Origin of the sequence: Nisaea sp., assembly GCF_965216895.1 — a bacterium.
Classification (GTDB): Bacteria; Pseudomonadota; Alphaproteobacteria; order Thalassobaculales; family Thalassobaculaceae; genus Nisaea.
This window is the reverse complement of record NZ_OZ244205.1, coordinates 416,271-435,268: the sequence shown is the minus strand read 5'-3', so window position 1 is coordinate 435,268 and position 18,998 is coordinate 416,271. Positions and strand designations below refer to the sequence as shown.

The following is an 18,998-nucleotide window of genomic DNA, read 5'->3' as shown; positions in this document are numbered from 1 at the left end:
CTCCGGGCGCGCCCTGCCTAGTTCGTCGCGCTGAGCGGCTTGTCCTTCAGGCGATCCCGGTAGGAACTGAGGAACGCCTGGAAGCGGCCGATCTCGCCGAACCGGTCCGCGAGCGTGCGGAAATCGTCCAGCTCGCCCTCGGTCTTGTTCGTGATCAGGCGGAAGGCCTCGCGGAACGGGGTATTGTCCATCTGCTGCGTGTAGACCTGCCGCACCCGGCTCAACTGATCCAGATTGTTGCTCAGCGACAGCGAGACCGCCCAGTTCAGAATAAGTGTCGCCGCCTGTTCGTCGATCCGCCGGCCGTCCCGGCCGGACCGTCCGACAAGACGCTGAAAGACCTCGGCCGCCTGGGCCCAGCGCTGCGTGCGCCAGAAGATATCGGCGCGCAGCAGGTCCGCGTCCCGGCTCTTGTCACCAGCGAGCAGCCGAAGCGCACCATCGGCATCCCCGAGTTCGAATTCCGCCCGGGCCCGCAGACGTTTGCGCTCCAGGGCGAGATCCGCTCCGAGTCCCGGCGCGACGCTCTCGTCGAGCGCGCCGAGCGCCTCTTCCGGTCGCCGGTCGAGCAGGCGAATGAGGGCGAGACGCGCGCCCACCCGGGCCTTGTCCTCGCCCTGGAGTCGGAACTTCACCTGGCGCTCGAGCAGGATCGACGCCCGGTCGAGCAGATCGACCTGAACAAGCCGGTCCGCCAGTCGCTGGATGATCTCGTCGCCGCGCGCGCCGACGGGTGTCAGTTCACGGAACTGGTCGTACAGCGAGAGCGCCTGGATCGGCGTCATCCTGTCCGACTCGCCGTCGGTGAAAATCTTTGCGAAGGCGTTTGTCATCTCCTCCGCGACCTGATCGGCAAAAAGATTGTCCGGGAAGAAGGTCACCGCTTCGCGCAGGGCACTCAGTCCTTCCACATACTCACCTTCTTCGAGATAGAGCCGCCCGAGTTCGCGCAGAAGGTCGAACTCGACCTGATCGCCACGCCAGGTGTATCTGAGGCTCTCCAGCCCTGCGATCGCGTCGCTTCGGCTGAGTTCACCGTTCCGCAGCCCGTGTTCGATCAGCGCGCGTTCGGAGCGCACGCGGGCCCAGCGGTCCATGTCCTGCGACAGGGTGCGCCAGAAATCGAGTGCCGTGTCCGTATCGCCGGAGGCGTAGAGAACCCTGCCGCGCAGATAGTTCAGACGGGCCTGCTCGCCCGGTGTCGGTTGACCGTCGGCAACCACGTCGATGAAGGCTCCGGCGCCACGGAAATCGCCGGCACGGATCGCCGCTTCCGCCGCGAGCAGCGCCATCTGCGTCGCCATGTTCCGCGGATAGCCTCCGGGAATCTCGCCGGCACGTGAGAAATGCTCGACCGCTTCCGGCCAGCGTCCCTGGGACGCCTTTACCGCACCGCGCCAGAGTTCGGCTTCGGACAGGCCATTGAGACTCCGGTCTCCAAGATCCTCCTCGGCTTCCTTGAAACGGCCGAGCATGAACTGTGCGGCGCCCCGCAATGCCTTCACGTCCGGTCGCCGGGCCAGATCCTCATCCTCGACCTCGATGGTCCGAAGCAGGCCCATCGCTTCCGCCGCAAGACCGTGGGCAAAGTAAAAATGCGCCAGTTCGAGACGCGGACCGCTTCGCGCGATGCTGGTCGCCTCGGAAATACGGCGCTGGATCTCCTGCTTGTGTTCGAGGAACCTGTCTATCTTGCCCTTGCGCCAGTTGCTGAAATCGAAAATCCGCCCCGGCGGAAGTCCGGGCGGCAGACCATCGATCCGCTGCGCAACCTGATCGTCCGTCGACTGCTGCACGGCGCGCGAAATCGTAAGGCCGCCGGCTTTTGTGATCGCAACCCCGTCAGGCAGAGAGCGGATGGTGATGTCGTCGGCGAATGGCTGAACGGCGACGCCCTGCGCCGTGTTCAGGAGATTGAACTCGGAGAACTGCCGGAGTCCGTCCACGCCGCGGCTGAGCGAGGCGACCGGAACGACGAACAGCTGATCGCCGATTTCCGGATCCCGCAGGATGACCGTCGGGCTGTGATCCTCCAGGTGTATGAAGACACGCGGTCCCTGAGCGCTGACCAGTTGGGTATCGACCCTGAGCGGAACGTCGGGCCGGCTGTTCTGCGGCCGGAAATCGACGATCCAGACCGCATTGTCGCGCCACACCCGCGGATTGACCCCTTCGACCGTCGGGAAACGCACAGCCGATCCTCCGTTGACCGGTATCTGCGCCTTGGCGCCGAGCAGCTGGAAATCAGCCTTCTCCAGGGCCGTCATGTCGAACCGGGCTTGCGCGCCGAACACCACCCAGACATAGCCGGCCCGTGAGAATACCGCGGCGGCCACCGGCTGGGTCCATTCGAAACGGACCGAAACAATGTTGTTGTCGAGACTGGCGGTGACGGGAATTACCGGCCCCTCGATCGTCGCTTCATCGCCGGCGGTCAGGCTTCGGACGAGAGACTCGCCATTCTTCATCAGAGCCTTGAGATCGATGTCCTGAAGCCGTGTCGCGGTACCGAAGGCATCCGGCTCCCGTTCGAATTTTGCCGGCGCCCGAGCGGAAGTTGCCGGCGCCGTAGCGCCGTTGTTCGCAGCGGCGTCATCGGCGCCCGCCGCGGCGGTCTCCGGTTCCTGCCCGGCATCGGCGGCGGGCGGATCGGCCGTCGCCTCTGGTTCCGCCGAACGCGGCGACGGAAGAGCCTGCAGGCCGAATTGCTGGGCAACCTTCTGTGCGGTATCGGTCGCCTGTGCGGGTGGAACCTCCGCCGTCACGGGCGCTGTCGGCGCCGCCTTCGGGACCGGCGCCTCCGCCGACGGGCCAATGCCGGTCCGGCTCGGCTCCGCTCCGGGGACAACATCAAGCACGACCCGGGTGCCGGTCGTGAAATGGCGAATACCGGCGCGCGCCTGCAGCGGAATAGACACCTCGATCGCGGTCGCGCCGGGAGACGAGGTGAAATTCTTGAACCGCTCGGGCAAACGGGCCCGCAGTTCCGCATCGTCAATCCAGGCCGGACGGGAAAATCTCAGAATGGCCCGGTCCGGCTGCTCGGAGACCGTATAGGGCGTGTCTGCCGTCCAGTCGAAAACGAAGCGGAAATAACTCTCATGCGCGCCGGTGCGGACATTGAGAATCGGTTGATTGGGACCTCGCGGCGCCGGTGGCGGGGGCGTCGCTCGCTGCGGCGCCGGTGTTCCTGTCTCAGCCGTCTGTGTGGCGGGGGCCGCAGTGGATTCAGCGGGCGCAGGCGCCGGCTGGGCCCGTGCCGGTGCGGGAGCCGCCGAGATTGCCGGCGGCGCCGGCGCGTCGCGATCATAGAAATCGAGGATCACCGCGTTGCCGTCTCGGCGCGAACGGAACCGCGGGTTTCCGGACAGGTCGACCAGTACCGTCCGATTATCCGAATCGAGACTGACAGCGCTGATGTAACTCCCGACTCCCCCCGCAACCGGCCCGAAATCCGCAGATATGTTCCGGCTGAAGGTGATCGCCAGCGTATTGCCGAATTTCTGGGCCGAATAGCCGACCCGGGCCGGCCAGTCGAAACGGATACTGTCGACACCGCCCTGGCTACCACCCGAAACCGCAACCTGTTGCGCTTCCGCCTGCGGCGCGGCCGCGAACCACATGCATGCAACGGCAAGCACCATCGCCAGCGCGCGAAAGGCGCGGGCGGTGCGGGGAGCGAGCTCACTTCGGGACGCAATCATCTCCGATCCCGCTCCCTGTAGATCACCAGATCGACGCGCCTTGCCCGACGATATTGTTCCTCCTGGCTCAGAGCCGTATCGATCTCGCCGAATTTGCCGTCCGCCGCGCCGCGAACCTCGACCGGCTTGTCGTATCCGAACTTGCGCAACGCTTCTGCGACCGAAAACGCACGGGCGAGCGAGAGATCCCAATTCGAACTGAAAGATGCCGTCGGCGAGACGAACGGGCGCGGGTCAGTATGGCCGACGATGTCGATACGGTTGTCGAGCTGGGAAAGCGCGACCGCGAGATTGAACATCGCGCCCTCGCCCGACGGGAGCAGGACAGCCGAACCCGGACGGAAAAACACATCGCTCGCCATCGAAATGACAAGCCGGCCTCCCTTCGGCGCCACCTCCGCATCCCGGAGCAGCGCGTCCCGCGCCAGCTCGGCTTCGAGCAGTTTCTGGAGATACCCGAGATCGAATCCCAATCCGGGATCTTCGGCCCGAATCGTCTCCGGCATCAGGGATTTGCGCGCCCGCGTCGGCGTCTCGCTCGAGAATGCCGACCGCAGCGAGGCGGTGAAGGACTCCCATTGCGGTGCGTCGGGCGTCGTCATCGAAAACATGAGCACGAAAAACGCAAGCAGAAGCGAGACGAGATCGACGAACGTCACCATCCAGCTGACGCCGTCCCTTTGCTTGCGGCCGTTCCCGCGTGTGGCCGACTCACTCATCTCTAGCGCCGTCCCGCGGAACCGAGATCGACGGCAATGCGCATCATGCCCCGCGCCGGCATTTCTCGAAAGCCGATCGAAACGCCGGAGCGCGGAGCGCCCATTCCGATCAGGATTTCCGCCAGCCGTGCCGCCCGGAGCTGCGCGAGCTCCTTTTCGCTCCCGCTTTCAGGGTAGGAGAACCAGAGCCGGACCTCGGCCGCACTCCGTCCCGCTTCCCTGGCCAGGATCGGCGCGATGCGCGCGGCGAAATTCCGGAATTCGAGATCGGGGTCGACACTGCGGCCCTCGAACAATTCGCCGGTCTCGAAATCGATGTAGACGGGATTGCCCTGCCGGTCCTCGGTTAGCCAGGTGACGCTCAGCAAAGGGCTGAAAGCATCGAGCACTTCGCTCTTCAATCCCGCATCGCTGTTCTGTCCCGGTTCACCCTCGAAGACGCCGGTCCCTGTTCCGTCCTTCAGGATCGACGCGAAACTGGCGCGCACGCTATCGAGCACGTCATCGCTCTTCCCGGATACCCTGGTGGAGATTGAATTGAGGAAAATGAAGAACGCGAGGAGCAGCAGAAAGAGGCTCAGAAACAGCGGCAAGCTGCCGAGTTGGCTCGTCCCACGTGCCTTGTCGTCGCTTCGGACCATAAACTACTTGTCGAATTGGTCCATCAGCGCATCGATTTCTTCCTGGGTCTTGGCATCGGAAGGCAGCTGAGGACCGTTCAACAAACCCTCTTCTGAGAACGGTTCACCGCCTGATTTTTCAACATTTTCCGTATGTTTGTCACGATTTCTTTTCGCCTCGGATGAAGCGCCGCCGTGACTGTGGCCTGTATGGGATATGACCGCGTCCACGCGGTCGGCAACGCTGCTCAGCGTCTTGTGGATTCGTCCGACTCGCTGACCGGTCAGATCCTGGAACCCGCAGGCTTCGAAAATCTCGATAATGGCGTCACCGACAGCCTCGGAAACTTCCTCCGGCATGTCTTCGCGCAATGCGTCGATCTTCTCGACCGCCGTCAAAATTTTCTCGGCCGCGGCCTCGGCGACGGAGGTGACGGCATCCAGTTCAAGTGCCGCTTCCGGCAGCAATTCATCGCGGATTCCTTCTTTCACCATCGAACTCCCCCGTTGCGACGGTCTGACCCGATGGTCGGCGCGATCAGAACGCGCCGATCACCGCAGTCATCTTCGTCTTAAGGGTCGCAGCGTTGAACGGCTTCACGATGTAGTTGTTCACACCGGCCTGCTTCGCCGCGACCACGTTCTCGGTCTTGCTCTCGGCCGTGACCATGATGAACGGCGTGCTTTTCAGCTTGGCATCTGCCCGAACTTCCTTCAGCAGCTGCAGGCCAGTCATCGGCTCCATGTTCCAGTCGGAAATCACGAGCCCGTATTCCTCGCCACGACGCAGCATCTGCAAAGCCTGACTGCCGTCGCTCGCTTCATCCACATTGTTGAAGCCAAGCTGCTTTAGAAGGTTCCGAATAATGCGCAGCATTGTCTTGTAGTCATCGACAATGAGGATCTTCATGCCCTTGTCGACCGCCATCGGCACCTCTCCATCTCGTAAAACCCCGGATCGCGTCCGGCTTCATATTAACCAGTAGGCAGACACTAACTCCATCATATTAAAAGGTCGTTAATGCCTGATATGCCGATGAAATACTGCCAATCACGACCCTTCGGCAAGTTTCGTCTGATTTCCGGAGTCGACATTTCCGGAGACGGGAGCTCTTGACGGCCGCGCGGTTCAGTTGGTCGTGAGGGGAATACTCTTGCGTTCCGCGATCCTCGAGGTCACTTCCTTCGCTTTCTGCGGGCGCATGTTGGCCAGCACCGGTGCCGATTTCGAGGCCTTCATCCGGTCAAAGACCCGCAGCAGGATGTCCATGTCCAGTTCGTCGAAAATCCGCGCCGCATCCTTCGGCTTCATCTTCTCGTAGATCTGGACAAGCCCCTTGATTTCCTCTTCCTCCTGTTCGTCGTAGGTCTTGATAAGGCCCTCGATTTCAGCCCGGACCTGTTCAAGCTCGACGATTTTCTTCTCGATCCTGTCCTCGGCCGCAGTCAGCAGACCTTCTTTCTGGATCACCGCCTGCTCGCGCGCATCGAGTTCCTTGCGCCGCTTGGACAGATCCTGCAGCAACTCGATCTCCGAACGGGTGAAGAGTACCGGATCGAGAGGTTTGTCTCCCTCGCTCTTCGGAGCCGGCTCGGTCGCCTGAGCAAGCTGCTCGGGTTCTTCTGATGCCGGTGTTACCGCGCCCGCAGCGGGACTGTCGGCCTCGGCAAAGGCCGCGACACTCACGGGAGAGCGGCCGCTCTCCAGCGTTTCCCATATCCCCACGACCTTGACGCTGATCAGCAGGAAGGCAACGAAGACGACGACCGGCAAGACACGGATGAAGGTACGCGACCGCCCCGCCACGGGGCGCGGCTGGCCGGCCTGCCGGGGATCGCGCGCAGCGGCGGCCTTGCCCGCCTTGGCTTTCGAGGGTGGCTTTCCCTTGACCGCGCGGCCGCCCTGAATGCGGGCAGCGTTCGGAGTTGCCGACTGCGCTTCGGGATCGATCGTCTGGGCTTTCCTGCCCCGTCGGTCATATGCCATCAGCGTGCGTTCCTCAGTGCTTTAAGCAGTTCTTCCTCGGCTTCCGATCGAGGGGTGGAACCGGAGTGACCGGCACCAGATTCAGCGGGCCCGCCAGACGATGCGCGAGACACTTCCGGACCGCGCCGTGCGGGCGCCGCAGGGCGTTTTGTCGCCGGCTTCGCGGCTTCGGACCTTGCCCCGGCTGTCGTTACGCCCGCTTTCGGCTGCACGACGGACGTGCCTTCGCTCGCATTTGCAAGGCGCCCGGCTACGATATCGGCGCGCTCGACAAGAAAGGCAAGTTCATCGCGCAACGCTTCCGCCTTCGACGCCGTGTCCCGAAACACGGCCTTGCCGTTCTCGCCTGCGCTCCGAAGGCCCGCCGTCGCCGCCTCGGCGCGCGCGCAGGCCACGTTCAGCTTGTCGACGAAGACTTCCATCTCATCGTGGTTGCCGCGCAGGCGATTCAATTTCCGGTTCAGGATCATCGCATAGACAATCGTCGCGAGCAGCAGCACGACCAGCAGGCCGTCCAGAACCAGGGGCAGGACCGTGTTCACCATGCCGTGCGCCTACATCTTTCGCAGTTTCTGTTTGATCTTAACTGCAATGTGGCCGTTGCGCTGCCCCATTCCGCCGACGAAGAGCGGAACGTCGCCGCAACGCATGTCGATTGTCGATTTCGGGCTGGCATTCAGCAGCAGTTTCGTGCCCGGCTTCCAGTTCAATACGTCGTTCAGGGACAGGACGACTTGATCCAGCACGGCTTCGAGTTCGATGTCGGTCGCCCAGAGTTCGTTCGCCAGGTGGGTTTCCCAGATCGAGTCGCGGCCGAACTTTTCGCCCATGAACATCTGCAGAAGCAGTTCGCGCACCGGCTCGAGGGTCGCGTAGGGCAGCATCAACTCGAGCCGGCCGCCACGGTCCTCCATATCGATCCGCAAACGCGCAAGGACGGCCGCGTTGGCCGGCCGCGCGATGGTCGCGAAACGCGGGTTGGTCTCAAGGCGGTCGAAACGGAAGGTGACGGGGCTGAGAGGATCGAAAGCGGCCGAGAGATCGCTCAGGACGACGGTAACCATGCGCTCGACCAGGTTCCGTTCGATGGTCGTGTAGGGACGCCCCTCGATACGCATTGCCGCGGTGCCGCGCCGCCCGCCCAGCAGCACGTCGACGATGGAATAGATCAGGGCCGAGTCGACGACCAGAAGGCCGTAATTGTCCCACTCTTCCGCCTTGAAGACGCTCAGCATCGCCGGCAGCGGGATCGAGTTCAGGTAATCGCCGAAACGGATCGAGGTGATGTTGTCGAGCGAGACCTCGACGTTATCAGAGGTGAAGTTTCTGAGGCTGGTCGACATCATCCGCACGAGGCGGTCGAAAACGACCTCGAGCATCGGCAGACGCTCGTATGACACCAGTGCCGAATTGACGATCGCCTGGATGCCGGAGGTATCGCCGTCCCCGCCGGCACCTTCATCGAAGCCGAGAAGGGAGTCGATTTCGTCCTGGTTTAGAACCCGGGCGCCCGTACCGCCGCCGCCGACTTCCTCCTCGTCGTCATCGGACATCGCCTCCCATTCGGCAGCAAGATCATCATCGGCCATGCGAATACCTCACTGAACCAGCATTTCCTTGAACAGCACGTCCTTCACGCGCGCCGGACGCACCGCCAGGTTAACACGCCGCAGCAATTCCTCACGCAACCGGTACATACCGGCCGAGCCCTGCAGGTCGTCGACCCGGAGCTCGCGCAAATATACCTGAAAATTGTCAACGATACGCGGCAGGTTCTCGTTCACCACGTCGACATCCGACGGCTTGCTGACTTCGAGCGCAATCTTGATCTTCAGGAACGCCGTCTTTCGACCGCTCGTGTTCAGATTGACGATCAAATCCGGCACTTCGAAGAAGATCGCCTGCGCGGACGGTTCCGGCACTTCAGGCGGCGGCACACCTTCTCCGTCGGCGGCCTGTTCCGGCGGAGGCTCTTCCCCTCCCAGCATACCGAGCATGAGCGCGCCACCGGCACCCGCGCCGACCAGCAGCAGCAACGGCAAGAGCACGAAGAGAACGATCTTTTTCGGGCTTAGTTTCCTGCCGCCGCCATCTTCTTCGGCACCATCATCCTCGACGACTTCGCCTTCTTCGGCCATCCATTCCGTCCCAGATCAAAACTTCCGATGCAGCGAAAATGCGGCTGCAATTTGACAACGGATGTCCGCCACTCGTTCCCGGTTCTTGCTTGACGCGGTGGTTGGCAAGGTAAGCACCGGAGTTACGGACCTTATAAATAAGTAAATCACAAGATGCAGCATTTCTCCATATTTTTCATTAACTTCGCCAAATGAACGAACCTAGTCTCTAAAGACATGCGCGCGTGACCGCCCCGGCAAGCCTCACCGCCTCCGGACCCAGGGCGCTCGGCAATTCCTGCCAGCCGGACCGAACTTGCCGTCTCCACCGCTCGTTTGGCTGGGCTCGAATCGCTAATGCATTGAATCAAAAAGATTTTATAATTGGCATGAATTCTGCTTTTACCGGAGGCAACGGCCGTAGAACGCGGCGATTTGAAAACTGGTTGGGAAAAATCGTCATGGAAAACGCGATCTATATCGGGCTCTCCCGGCAGTCGGCGCTGAGGCGCGAGTTGTATCTGGTCGCCAACAACATCGCGAATACCAGCACCAATGCCTTCAAACGCGAAATCGCGCTCTATTCGCCGTATGAGACCGATACCAAGATGGATGAGAAGCTCGACTTCGTGATCGACCACGGCACGATCGTGATTCACCAGCCGGGCACCCTGCAACCGACGCAGAACACATTCGACGTCGCCATCGAAGGTCCCGGCTTCTTCGTGGTCGATAACGGCCGACAGCCTCTCTACACGCGAAACGGCAACTTCAAGCTCGATCCGGACAACCAGCTGATTACCGGCAACGGTGAACTTGTGATGGATGATGGCGACAACCCGATCTTCATCCCGCAGGACGGCCGCAAGATCGAAATCTCGCCGGACGGCACGATCAGCGCCGGCCCGGAAGTCCTTGGCATTCTCAAAGTGGTCGAATTCGAGGACCTCGCGCGCATGCAGAAGCGCGGCGGCAGTCTCTTCGATACCACCGAGGCCCCGAAGCCGGCTGAACAGTCCAAGCTGATGCAGGGCCACCTCGAAACCTCGAACGTTTCCGCGATCAGCGAACTGACCAGACTGATCGACATTCAGCGCTCCTATGAGGGAGTGAAGAACATGCTGGACAAAGAGGCCGAGCGCTTGCGCACGTCGGTCCGCAAACTCGGCTCGCCTCAGGCGGCATAACCTGTTGGAATAAGGAACAAAATCATGCAGTCCCTGAACATCGCTTCCACCGGCATGCTGGCTCAGCAGACCAATGTCGAGGTCATCTCCAACAACATCGCCAATATGAACACGACAGCGTTCAAGCGGCACCGGGCCCAGTTCCAGGATCTTCTTTACCAGGATCTGCGGCGTGTGGGCTCGAACTCCTCAGATGCCGGCACCGTCGTCCCGTCCGGTATCCAGCTCGGCGTCGGCGTCCGGACCGCGGCGACATATCGGGTCAACGAGCAGGGCTCGCTGATCCTGACCGACAACCAGTTCGACCTCGCGATCCGCGGAAACGGCTATTTCCAGATCCAACTGCCGGACGGCGAGACGGCCTATAGCCGGGACGGTTCCTTCCAGGTCAGCCAGACCGGCGAACTGGTGACCGCCGACGGTTACACCGTCCAGCCCGGCATCACCATTCCCCCGGAAGCGATCGGCGTGACCATCAACGAGTCCGGCCAGGTTCTGGTGAAGCTCGACGGACAGACGGCGGAATCCAATGTCGGCCAGATCCAGCTCGCGATCTTCCAGAACGACGCCGGCCTCGAACATGCCGGTAACAACCTGCTGCTCGAGACGGAAGCCTCCGGTGCGCCGAGCACGGCGAACCCGACCACCGACGGGTTCGGCGGTCTGTTCCAGGGATACATCGAATCCTCGAACGTGGATCCGGTGCAGGAAATCACCGACCTGATCACTGCGCAGCGCGCCTACGAACTGAACTCGAAGGTCATCGAGACCTCCGACCAGATGATGGCCACCGTCAACCAGGTCCGCTAACGCGGGCCTGAGACCCGGAACGAAGGAGGAGTGACATGACTGGCGGATTACTGAAGCCCCTGACTTTCCTTTCGGCCGGATTGCTGCTCGCGATCTCCGTGGGTCTGCCGCAATCCGCCTCGGCCGCCGGTCGCGTTGCAGGACAGACGGTATTCGCCAACGACACCGTCATGCTCCGGAGCGACGCCCTGATGCTGAGCGATCTTTTCTCCGGCCTCCCGGCCGAGAAGGACGCCCGTGTCGGCGACGCGCCGCTGCCGGGCGAGGACCTGGTGGTCCGCGCCGGCACCCTGGAGCGGCTGGCCGAGGCGCACGGCATCGACTGGAGCCCCAGCAGCGGGCGCGTCAGGGTCATCGTCGAGCGTGAAGGCCGTACCGTCCCCCTGCAACTGGTCCGCACCGCCATCGAGGAGCGACTGGTCGAGGACTATATTGCCGACCGGGTCGAGGTCGACATCACCAACCGGCGCCTGACGATGATGGTGCCGAGCGACATGGAACCGGAAGTGAAGGTCGAGAGCCTCGACTACAATAGCCGGAACCAGCGTTTCGCCGCTCTGATCTCCGTGCCCATCGGGAATGAGAAATCGCTCAGGGCCAAGGTCCAGGGCGAGGTCCACGCGGTCATCGAGGTACCGGTGCTGAACCGCCACGCCAGCCCGGGCGAAACGATCCGCGAGAACGACATCGTCTGGACCGATATGCAGGCGCGCCGAAGCAACCACAATACAGTGACCTCGGCGGACCAGATCGTCGGCATGAGCGTACGCCGTCCGATCAGCGCCGGCCGGGTGATCCGCCGCACCGACGTGGTCCCGATCCGTCTGATCCGCAAAGGCGACCTTGTCACCATGGTGTTCAGCACCTCGATGATGACCCTCACCCTGCGCGGCCAGGCATTGGAAGACGGCGCACGACGGGACTCCATCCGGGTCAAGAATCTCTCCAGCGGCAAGACTGTCGTCGGCTCAGTGACCGATGCCGGGATCGTCTCCGTCGCCGGCCCCCGAATTGCAATGAACTAGGCAAGCGCCAGGAACTGGCCTCTTAAGGAAACGGCAAGATGACCAAGAAATCTGTCTCCGCTCTGCTCACCCGGCTCACCGCAGTCACCCTGGTCGGCATGTCCGTGAGTGCCTGCGGTGTATTCCAGCGGCTCGCCGATATCGGCAAGACCCCGGAACTGTCAGCGATCCAGAATCCGACCCAGTCAGACAATTACCGCCCGGTCTCGATGCCGATGCCGACCCCGGTCACCGCGACCCGGCAGGCCAACTCGCTCTGGGTCGAGGGCTCCCGGGCCTTCTTCGAGGACCAGCGTGCCAGCCAGGTCGGCGATATCATCACCGTGGTGGTCGAAATCGCGGACGATGCTGCAATCGACAACAGGACGCGGCATGACCGTACCAACACCAACACCATGGGGATTTCCGGATTGTTCGGCTACGAGGACCTGCTGACGGAAGTTCTGCCCGAGGGCGCGGACGCCGGCTCTCTTGTCGGCACGGACTCCGGCCTTGCAAATGACGGCCGCGGCCGCATCGACCGGAACGAGACCATCAATCTTCGCCTGGCTGCGGTGGTCACGCAGCAACTTCCGAACGGCAACATGGTCCTGTTCGGCCGCCAGGAAGTCCGGGTGAATTTCGAGGTCCGTGAAATCGTCGTCGGCGGCGTTATCCGGCCCGAAGACATCGAGTCGGACAACACCGTGAGCTACGATGAAATGGCGGAAGCCCGGATCGCATATGGCGGGCGCGGCCAGATCTCCGACCTGCAGCAGCAGCGGTATGGCTCCCAGGCTCTCGAGATCCTGATGCCCTTCTGATCCGCCGACAGGAAAAGGGCGGCAAAATCTGCCGCCCTTGCCGAGTCATCCCGACCAAACTGAGACGGGCCGTTCGCTTGGAACGGCCCGCTTTCATTTCCGCGCAACCGGTTGCGTTCAATCGTCCCGGTGGGTCCGCTCGAGCCGCTCGTGACGCTCTTGCGCTTCCAGGCTGAGGGTCGCGATCGGACGGGCCTCGAGGCGCCGCAGGCCGATCGGCTCGTCGGTCTCCTCACAGTACCCGTAGCTGCCATCCTCGATGCGCTGCAAAGCCGAATCGATCTTGCTGATCAGCTTGCGTTCGCGATCGCGAGTCCGGAGCTCGATCTGATGATCCGTCTCCAGGGAGGCCCGGTCCGCCATATCCGGCTTCTGCAGGTTTTCCTGGGTCAAATGGCTCAACGTCTCGTTTGCTTCCTGGAGCAACTCGGCGCGCCACCTCAGCAGCTTCTGCCGGAAATATTCCTGCTGCTTCGCGTTCATAAATTCTTCGTCTTCCGACGGCTTGTAGTCCGGCGGCAACGTGACGCTCATCCCGGTCCTCCACCACAAAGGCCAATCAAAGGCAAGATCTCTGCCCTTTTGGAGCGGCCGGAGTATAGGTCCGCGCCGCCCTAGGTTTCAAGCTTCTGTTTGCCTTTGAACGCCGCCGGAAAGAAAGCGTCAACTTACTGAAAACAAACGATAAATACACATCGCGAGGAAATAGTTACAAAAAAGTCCCGAGTTTGGCGAGCTCGACACGGGCCCGGAGTTCGATTTCGTCCAGGATTTCGCCCAGCCGCGGGTCGGTAAAGTTCCGCTCTTTGGTCTGTTTGATCGTTTGCGCCAGACCTCGCAGTTCCGACTCGGGAATCGCCCCCAGCAGCAATCCGTCTCTCAGGCGTTCGAGCCGCCCAAGCAGATCCTCGCCGCGTGCCTGCCCCTGCTTCGCGCCGCCACGGCCGTCAGCATCCGCTTCCTGAACCGCAAGCAGGCCGTCGACCGACATCGCCGCACTGGTACCCTGCGCCGCCTTGCTCTCCTGAGTTTCCTCGAGAAGACCTGAAAACTGGGTCCCGCTGGTTCCTCCCGACTTCGACGTCTTGCGCGTCGCCGGGGTACTCACGCGGCGTGATGGATCTACTTTCATCCCAGAACCCTACGCTGTTCCGCTCAGATATACTACCGTCCGAGGCACCGCATAGCCAATATCGCCTTGGGGCGGTGCGGTCCACTCTCCCGAGGAGACAAAGAAGTTGGCACGATCCTCGCATGGCATCTGCCCAACAGGAGTCCGAGAAACGGCTCAGCTCTAAAAGAGGAATCGGAACCGATGTGGTCGCAGAATATCCACGAGCCCCGCTCCAACTCTCCGAAACGGGTGGTTCTTGGCCTGTTCACGGCAGTCTTCCTTGTGTTGACCGTTTCAGGCGACGCATTCGGCCAGACACGGATCAAGGACATCGTCGACTTCGAAGGTGTCCGGGAGAACATGCTGGTCGGCTATGGCCTCGTGGTGGGGCTGAACGGCACGGGCGACGATCTCGGCAGTGCGATTTTTACCCGTGAGAGTCTCGTCGGCATGCTGGAACGTCTCGGCGTGAACGCACGCGACAACAATCTCGACACGGACAATGTCGCCGCCGTCATGGTGACCGCGATCCTGCCGCCATTTGCGAAACAGGGCAGCCGGATCGACGTCTCCATTTCCGCGATCGGTGACGCCGAGGATCTCTTGGGCGGCACACTGCTGGTCACCCCCTTGGTCGGCGCCGACGGCGAAGTCTATGCCGTCGCACAGGGGTCCGTCGCGACCGGCGCCATCTCAGCCGGCGGCGAAGGCGAGACGATTGTCCAGGGTGTGCCGACCAGCGGCCGAATCGCCAATGGCGCGATCATCGAACGCGAGATCGAGTACTCGATGCTGCAGATGGAAACCGTGACCATTGCCCTTAAGAACCCGGATTTCACGACGGCGCGCCGCATCTCGCAGGCAATCAATGCCTTCATCGGCCTGCCGATCGCGCAGGCGCGCGATCTCTCCGCTGTCCGGATGCTGGTGCCGGAGAATTATCGCGGCAACGCCGTTGCGCTGATCACGGATATAGAGCAGTTGCGCGTGACCCCGGACATCCCCGCCAAAGTGGTCATCAACGAGACCACGGGCATTATCGTGATGGGTGAGAATGTCCGCATCAGTACGGTCGCTATCGCGCAAGGCAACCTGACGATCCGCATCACAGAAACCCCGCAGGTGTCGCAGCCCCAGCCTTTCGCGCAAACAGGCGAAACCGTGACCGTTCCGCGGACACAGATCGAAATCGACCAGGACGAGGACAAGCAGCTGTCCGTGCTCTCCCAGAGCGTCACGCTGCAGGAACTGGTCGACGGACTGAACGCGCTCGGCATCGGGCCGCGCGACCTGATCTCCATCCTGCAGGCGATCAAGGCCGCCGGCGCCCTGCAAGCCGAAATAGAAGTTCTCTAAGGAGCTGCATCATGGACAGCATGGCTCTCACGGATACCGCCTCAGCAACCGCCAACCTGCGGGTCTCGCAGACGGACGCCGCAGCGAACAGACTGAAGGCAGCGGGCAAGAACCGCGAAGAAGTGCGCCAGGCCGCCGAGGAGTTCGAGTCGATCTTCATCAGCCAGATGCTGGGCCACATGTTCAAGGGCGTCGGCAATGGCGAAATGTTCGGCGGCGGGCCGGCGGAAGACATTTATCGCGACCTCATGGTCGACGAATACGGCAAACAGATCGCCCGTACCGGCGGACTGGGGATCGCGGACACAATTGAACGGCAACTGCTATCGCTTCAGGAGGTGAATTGATATGGCCGACACATCCATTATCGACGCGTTTCGCGAGAGCATGATCGGCCTGATGAAGCTGCTGAACGAAGAAACGGCGATGTTGAAAAAGCGCGAGTTCAAGACCCTCGACAAACTCCAGGCCCGAAAACGCCAGCTTTCGATATCGTTCGAGAAATATCAGATTGAAATGCGGACCCACCCGGAAGTTCTGGAACTGATCCCGGCGGACGATCGCACCGCGCTCCGGGAACTATACCAGCGTTTTCGCTGTGCTCTCTCCGACAATATGCTTGCCCTCAGATCCAGCCACGATGCGGCAGAGCGGGTCGTCTCCCTCATCATGGAATCCGTGCGGAAACAACGCGGGATTACCCCGGAAGAACCCGCATTCGGCCGACCGAGGACAGGCTATGCCGCCTATACGCCGACAGGTCGGGCGACAGCGGCCGTCAGCAAGAGCCTTTGACGACGCCTTTTCCGGAACCGGGCGCAAGAGCGGCGCGGTTCCGGGGTCGCCTACTCTTCCCGGAACACAATCCAGTCGGAGCTCAAGCCAGGGTCGCGGCGCGCTGCGCCGCGTCTTTCGCAGCCTCTTCGTTCCCGGCCTTGCTGTGCAGGCGCGCCAGCAAAGAAAAACTGGAGGCGTTGCCGCTGTCGAGAGCCACCGCCCGCTCTGCCGCGACGATCGCATCGTCGTCGCTGCCGAGCGACTCGAGCAGCTCCGCGATATCGTTGAAGATCTCGCTATCGGCCGCAGCTTCCGAGAACGCTCTTTCCAGTTCGACGACAGCTTCGTCCCGCCGGCCAAGGCGCTTCATCAGGACAGCCAGCCGGCAGCGCGTCCCGACATCCTCAGGCGCTCGCTCTACTACCGAAGTATAGCAGCGTTCCGCGATTTCGAGCTCGTCGAGTTCCATCATCACGTTTCCGAGCGTGACCATGGCTTCCAGATTCTCGCTGTCCGCACTGATTGCCTGGTGAAGGAACTCCGCCGCGCTCGGCAAGTCCTCCCGGTCAATCTCGAGAATGCCACGCCAGGTCAGCAGGCGACTATTGTCCGGATGCGTGGACAAGCCTTCCTCGATTACAGCGACTGCTTCGTTGAACTTCTTTTGCGTTCGGTAGACCAGACCGAGCGAAAGGAACGATTCCGAGATTTCGGGGTCCACGGAGATTGCTTTGCGCAACAGCTCTTCCGCTTGCTCCAGGTCCTCGATATGAAGTTTCAGGGTGCCCGCGTGACAAATATAGCGGCCCGAATCCGGATCCAGTTCCATCGCGGATTCAAAGAAGTCCCCTGCCGCTTCGAGCTCGTTGCATTGCATGCAGAGCAAACCGGCCAGATCCAACGCCTGATGATTTTGCGGATCCCGCTCGAGGATCTCGACATAGATGTTCCGCGCCTCAACGACTTCACCGGACTCATGATGACTGATCCCGCGTTTTAGCAGTTCATTGATCGCGTCTTCATTCTCCACGCTGGGATCCTCCATCGGCAAACCGAATTTTAACCGCCCTTTCCTAACATACTTGGAACTCTAGGGGAATTTTCGCTTCCTGCCGATTGAGGAAACGTTCAGGCAGGCGGACCTGCGGAATCAAAAAAGGGCGCCAGACCTAGCGTCTGCCACCGAGACTCTAAAAAGTTACCCATGTCCGTCGATCAGATCAGGACGTCGACCTCGGGATCCGGTGCCGACTCAGGCTCCGACTCGGAACTTCCCTGAGCACCCTGGACCTCGACACTGTCCGTCTCCGCCTCTCGCGGCTCCGGAACTTCAATTCCGAGACCGGCGGTCTTCTGCAATTCGCGGACAACCCGCTCGGGCGGGAACTGTCTTGTCACTTCGCCGGACCGGCTGTCGCGCACCTCAAAGATGACCTTGAGGGCTTCGGAGTCGAAACGGATTACCGGACTGAGATAAAATTCGGTTTGGATGGGCTGGGCCGCTGCGACAGCGCCGAAACCTGACGCCTGATTTGACCGCGCGGGGGCCGGCTGCGCAATTGATCGTGCAGCGGTCGCCCCGGATAGGATCTCGACCATGACGATCTCCATTCTGGAGTCAACTAACCTGCCTTTTGTCGGCAACTGCAGATAAATGTACTATCGCAAGAGTCAATTGTCGAGTCATTTGCACGATGCGCTAAAATTTAGGAAAATCCCGGCTGCGCCGATATTTCCCGCCATGGAAACGATTTAGCCTCCACTTGCCCTCACGGGTTTACAGGTAGTTCGCCAGAGAGAGGCTGCGCAGCGAAGCGGTGGTTTGATAGGCAGCCTGAAGCTGACCCTGGATCAGCTGAAACTCGGCAGCGGCCTCGAAGGAATCGATGTTCTCGACGCCGTCCAACTGCTTGGTCAGCACCGTGTTGTCGTCTTTGTGCTGATCCTGGATGTCGGTCATCCGGCTTTGCGTGGTACCGAGGGCAGCAATCATCAGTCCGATATCGTCCGCCGCAGTCTCGACCCGGGTCAGGCCATCGGTGACCAGAGCGCCGTAGTCGGCATCGAGTCCGGCCGCGTAATCGACATCCGCGAAGATCGCAAAAACTTCGAAGAGCTCCTCGAACGCATCGTCGTTGGCAAGTTCGCCGAACTCGAGACGCACGCCTTCCGCCGCATCGAAGGCGAAAGGTCGCGTCTGGCCAGGCGGCAAGCCGCCGACATTGTTCCAGTTTCCATCGGTCCCAAAGAATGTCCCGGAATCGCCGATAACGGTCGCGGAGTTGCCGACGGCGAGCGGAGTGATCGCGGCGAAGGCGTTTGTCTTAAGCGTCGACGCATTGATGAGCGGCTGCGTGCCAACGGAGGTTCCGTTGAAAAGGTTACGCCCTTCGGACTGGGAGTTCAGCAAACTGACGAGTTGATCGATCGCGGAATCCGCGAACTGCTTCAGCACCGGCGCGGTATCGTCATATTTGCCGTCCTGCTGTTTGATCAGTTCGGCCCGCATTTGCTCCGCAAGATCCTGAATGCCGACCAGTGCCGCTTCCATGACCTTGGTGCGGGTACGCACCGAGTTGATTGTGTTGACGTAGGATTCTTTCGTCTGGATCTCTTCCCGCAACTGGATCGAGATTCGCGCATTGTCTCCGGAGAGTCCGCTGTAGATCTGCGAGAGCTTGCCCGTCGAGACCTGCTGTTGAGCCCGCAGCATCTGATCCTGCAGATTCAGGATCGTGTTCTGAGTCCTGAGTGCTGTTGTCAGGCTGGCGATACGCAT

General features: G+C 61.5%; 21 protein-coding genes. 7 read left to right on the top strand and 14 right to left on the bottom strand.

The window, feature by feature from the left end; translation table 11 throughout:
• Window positions 1–17: 17 nt before the first annotated feature.
• The 9 genes from ACOOE1_RS02015 to ACOOE1_RS01975 all read right to left on the bottom strand — a co-directional run bounded on the left by ACOOE1_RS02015 (window position 18) and on the right by ACOOE1_RS01975 (window position 9,168).
• Window positions 18–3,704 carry a hypothetical protein gene (locus ACOOE1_RS02015; RefSeq protein WP_420404674.1) on the bottom strand — a complete coding sequence of 1,229 codons (3,687 nt, stop codon included), beginning with the start codon at window positions 3,702–3,704 and terminating at the stop codon, window positions 18–20.
• Entirely contained in the window at window positions 3,701–4,423 is a 723-nt protein-coding gene (locus ACOOE1_RS02010) for an OmpA/MotB family protein (protein WP_420404673.1), read from the bottom strand. The genes ACOOE1_RS02015 and ACOOE1_RS02010 overlap by 4 nt, the downstream gene beginning before the upstream one ends.
• 2 nt (window positions 4,424–4,425) lie before the next feature.
• Window positions 4,426–5,064, bottom strand: a complete 639-nt coding sequence (locus tag ACOOE1_RS02005) for a hypothetical protein (RefSeq protein WP_420404672.1) — start codon at window positions 5,062–5,064, stop codon at window positions 4,426–4,428.
• A 3-nt stretch (window positions 5,065–5,067) separates the two neighbouring features.
• Window positions 5,068–5,535: a hypothetical protein gene (locus ACOOE1_RS02000; protein WP_420404671.1), complete on the bottom strand. Its 468-nt coding sequence runs from the start codon at window positions 5,533–5,535 to the stop codon at window positions 5,068–5,070.
• A gap of 46 nt (window positions 5,536–5,581) precedes the next feature.
• Window positions 5,582–5,971, bottom strand: a complete 390-nt coding sequence (locus ACOOE1_RS01995) for a response regulator (RefSeq protein ID WP_193179982.1) — start codon at window positions 5,969–5,971, stop codon at window positions 5,582–5,584.
• Window positions 5,972–6,172: 201 nt separating this feature from the next.
• The gene (locus tag ACOOE1_RS01990) at window positions 6,173–7,030 is read right to left on the bottom strand and encodes a MotE family protein (protein WP_420404670.1); all 858 of its coding nucleotides are present in this window, start codon (window positions 7,028–7,030) and stop codon (window positions 6,173–6,175) included.
• Window positions 7,030–7,575 carry a DUF6468 domain-containing protein gene (locus ACOOE1_RS01985; protein ID WP_420404669.1) on the bottom strand — a complete coding sequence of 182 codons (546 nt, stop codon included), beginning with the start codon at window positions 7,573–7,575 and terminating at the stop codon, window positions 7,030–7,032. The genes ACOOE1_RS01990 and ACOOE1_RS01985 overlap by 1 nt, the downstream gene beginning before the upstream one ends.
• Before the next feature lie 9 nt (window positions 7,576–7,584).
• Window positions 7,585–8,619 (bottom strand): flagellar motor switch protein FliM, encoded by a 1,035-nt coding sequence (gene fliM / locus ACOOE1_RS01980; protein ID WP_420404668.1) that lies wholly within the window; start codon window positions 8,617–8,619, stop codon window positions 7,585–7,587.
• Window positions 8,620–8,628: 9 nt separating this feature from the next.
• Window positions 8,629–9,168 (bottom strand): flagellar basal body-associated FliL family protein, encoded by a 540-nt coding sequence (locus ACOOE1_RS01975; protein WP_420404667.1) that lies wholly within the window; start codon window positions 9,166–9,168, stop codon window positions 8,629–8,631.
• A 224-nt stretch (window positions 9,169–9,392) separates the two neighbouring features.
• Here ACOOE1_RS01975 and flgF point away from each other — a divergent pair, with 224 nt between their 5' ends.
• The 4 genes from flgF to flgH are packed head-to-tail and all read left to right on the top strand — an operon-like array spanning window position 9,393 to window position 12,972.
• Window positions 9,393–10,334: a flagellar basal-body rod protein FlgF gene (gene flgF / locus ACOOE1_RS01970; RefSeq protein WP_420404666.1), complete on the top strand. Its 942-nt coding sequence runs from the start codon at window positions 9,393–9,395 to the stop codon at window positions 10,332–10,334.
• Between the two features lie 24 nt (window positions 10,335–10,358).
• On the top strand, window positions 10,359–11,144 hold the full coding sequence (flgG, locus tag ACOOE1_RS01965; protein WP_420404665.1) for a flagellar basal-body rod protein FlgG: 786 nt from the start codon (window positions 10,359–10,361) through the stop codon (window positions 11,142–11,144).
• A gap of 35 nt (window positions 11,145–11,179) precedes the next feature.
• Window positions 11,180–12,169, top strand: coding sequence for a flagellar basal body P-ring formation chaperone FlgA (gene flgA / locus ACOOE1_RS01960; RefSeq protein ID WP_420404664.1), 990 nt, complete (start codon window positions 11,180–11,182; stop codon window positions 12,167–12,169).
• 38 nt (window positions 12,170–12,207) lie between these two features.
• Window positions 12,208–12,972, top strand: coding sequence for a flagellar basal body L-ring protein FlgH (flgH, locus tag ACOOE1_RS01955; RefSeq protein WP_420404663.1), 765 nt, complete (start codon window positions 12,208–12,210; stop codon window positions 12,970–12,972).
• Between the two features lie 117 nt (window positions 12,973–13,089).
• Here flgH and dksA read toward each other — a convergent pair whose 3' ends face one another.
• Window positions 13,090–13,506, bottom strand: a complete 417-nt coding sequence (gene dksA, locus ACOOE1_RS01950) for an RNA polymerase-binding protein DksA (RefSeq protein WP_420404662.1) — start codon at window positions 13,504–13,506, stop codon at window positions 13,090–13,092.
• Between the two features lie 175 nt (window positions 13,507–13,681).
• Window positions 13,682–14,104: a flagellar assembly protein FliX gene (locus ACOOE1_RS01945; RefSeq protein ID WP_420404661.1), complete on the bottom strand. Its 423-nt coding sequence runs from the start codon at window positions 14,102–14,104 to the stop codon at window positions 13,682–13,684.
• 183 nt (window positions 14,105–14,287) lie between these two features.
• Here ACOOE1_RS01945 and ACOOE1_RS01940 point away from each other — a divergent pair, with 183 nt between their 5' ends.
• The 3 genes from ACOOE1_RS01940 to ACOOE1_RS01930 are packed head-to-tail and all read left to right on the top strand — an operon-like array spanning window position 14,288 to window position 16,237.
• A complete protein-coding gene (locus ACOOE1_RS01940) occupies window positions 14,288–15,442 on the top strand; it encodes a flagellar basal body P-ring protein FlgI (protein ID WP_420404660.1) in 1,155 nt (384 codons plus the stop codon).
• A gap of 11 nt (window positions 15,443–15,453) precedes the next feature.
• Entirely contained in the window at window positions 15,454–15,789 is a 336-nt protein-coding gene (locus tag ACOOE1_RS01935; protein ID WP_420404659.1) for a rod-binding protein, read from the top strand.
• A gap of 1 nt (window position 15,790) precedes the next feature.
• Entirely contained in the window at window positions 15,791–16,237 is a 447-nt protein-coding gene (locus ACOOE1_RS01930) for a hypothetical protein (RefSeq protein ID WP_420404658.1), read from the top strand.
• A gap of 82 nt (window positions 16,238–16,319) precedes the next feature.
• Here ACOOE1_RS01930 and ACOOE1_RS01925 read toward each other — a convergent pair whose 3' ends face one another.
• The 3 genes from ACOOE1_RS01925 to ACOOE1_RS01915 form a co-directional block, all read right to left on the bottom strand.
• A complete protein-coding gene (locus ACOOE1_RS01925; RefSeq protein ID WP_420404657.1) occupies window positions 16,320–17,249 on the bottom strand; it encodes a tetratricopeptide repeat protein in 930 nt (309 codons plus the stop codon).
• A gap of 185 nt (window positions 17,250–17,434) precedes the next feature.
• A complete protein-coding gene (locus ACOOE1_RS01920) occupies window positions 17,435–17,818 on the bottom strand; it encodes a hypothetical protein (RefSeq protein WP_420404656.1) in 384 nt (127 codons plus the stop codon).
• Between the two features lie 178 nt (window positions 17,819–17,996).
• Complete coding sequence (locus ACOOE1_RS01915) at window positions 17,997–18,998, bottom strand: flagellin (protein WP_420404655.1); 1,002 nt, start codon at window positions 18,996–18,998, stop codon at window positions 17,997–17,999.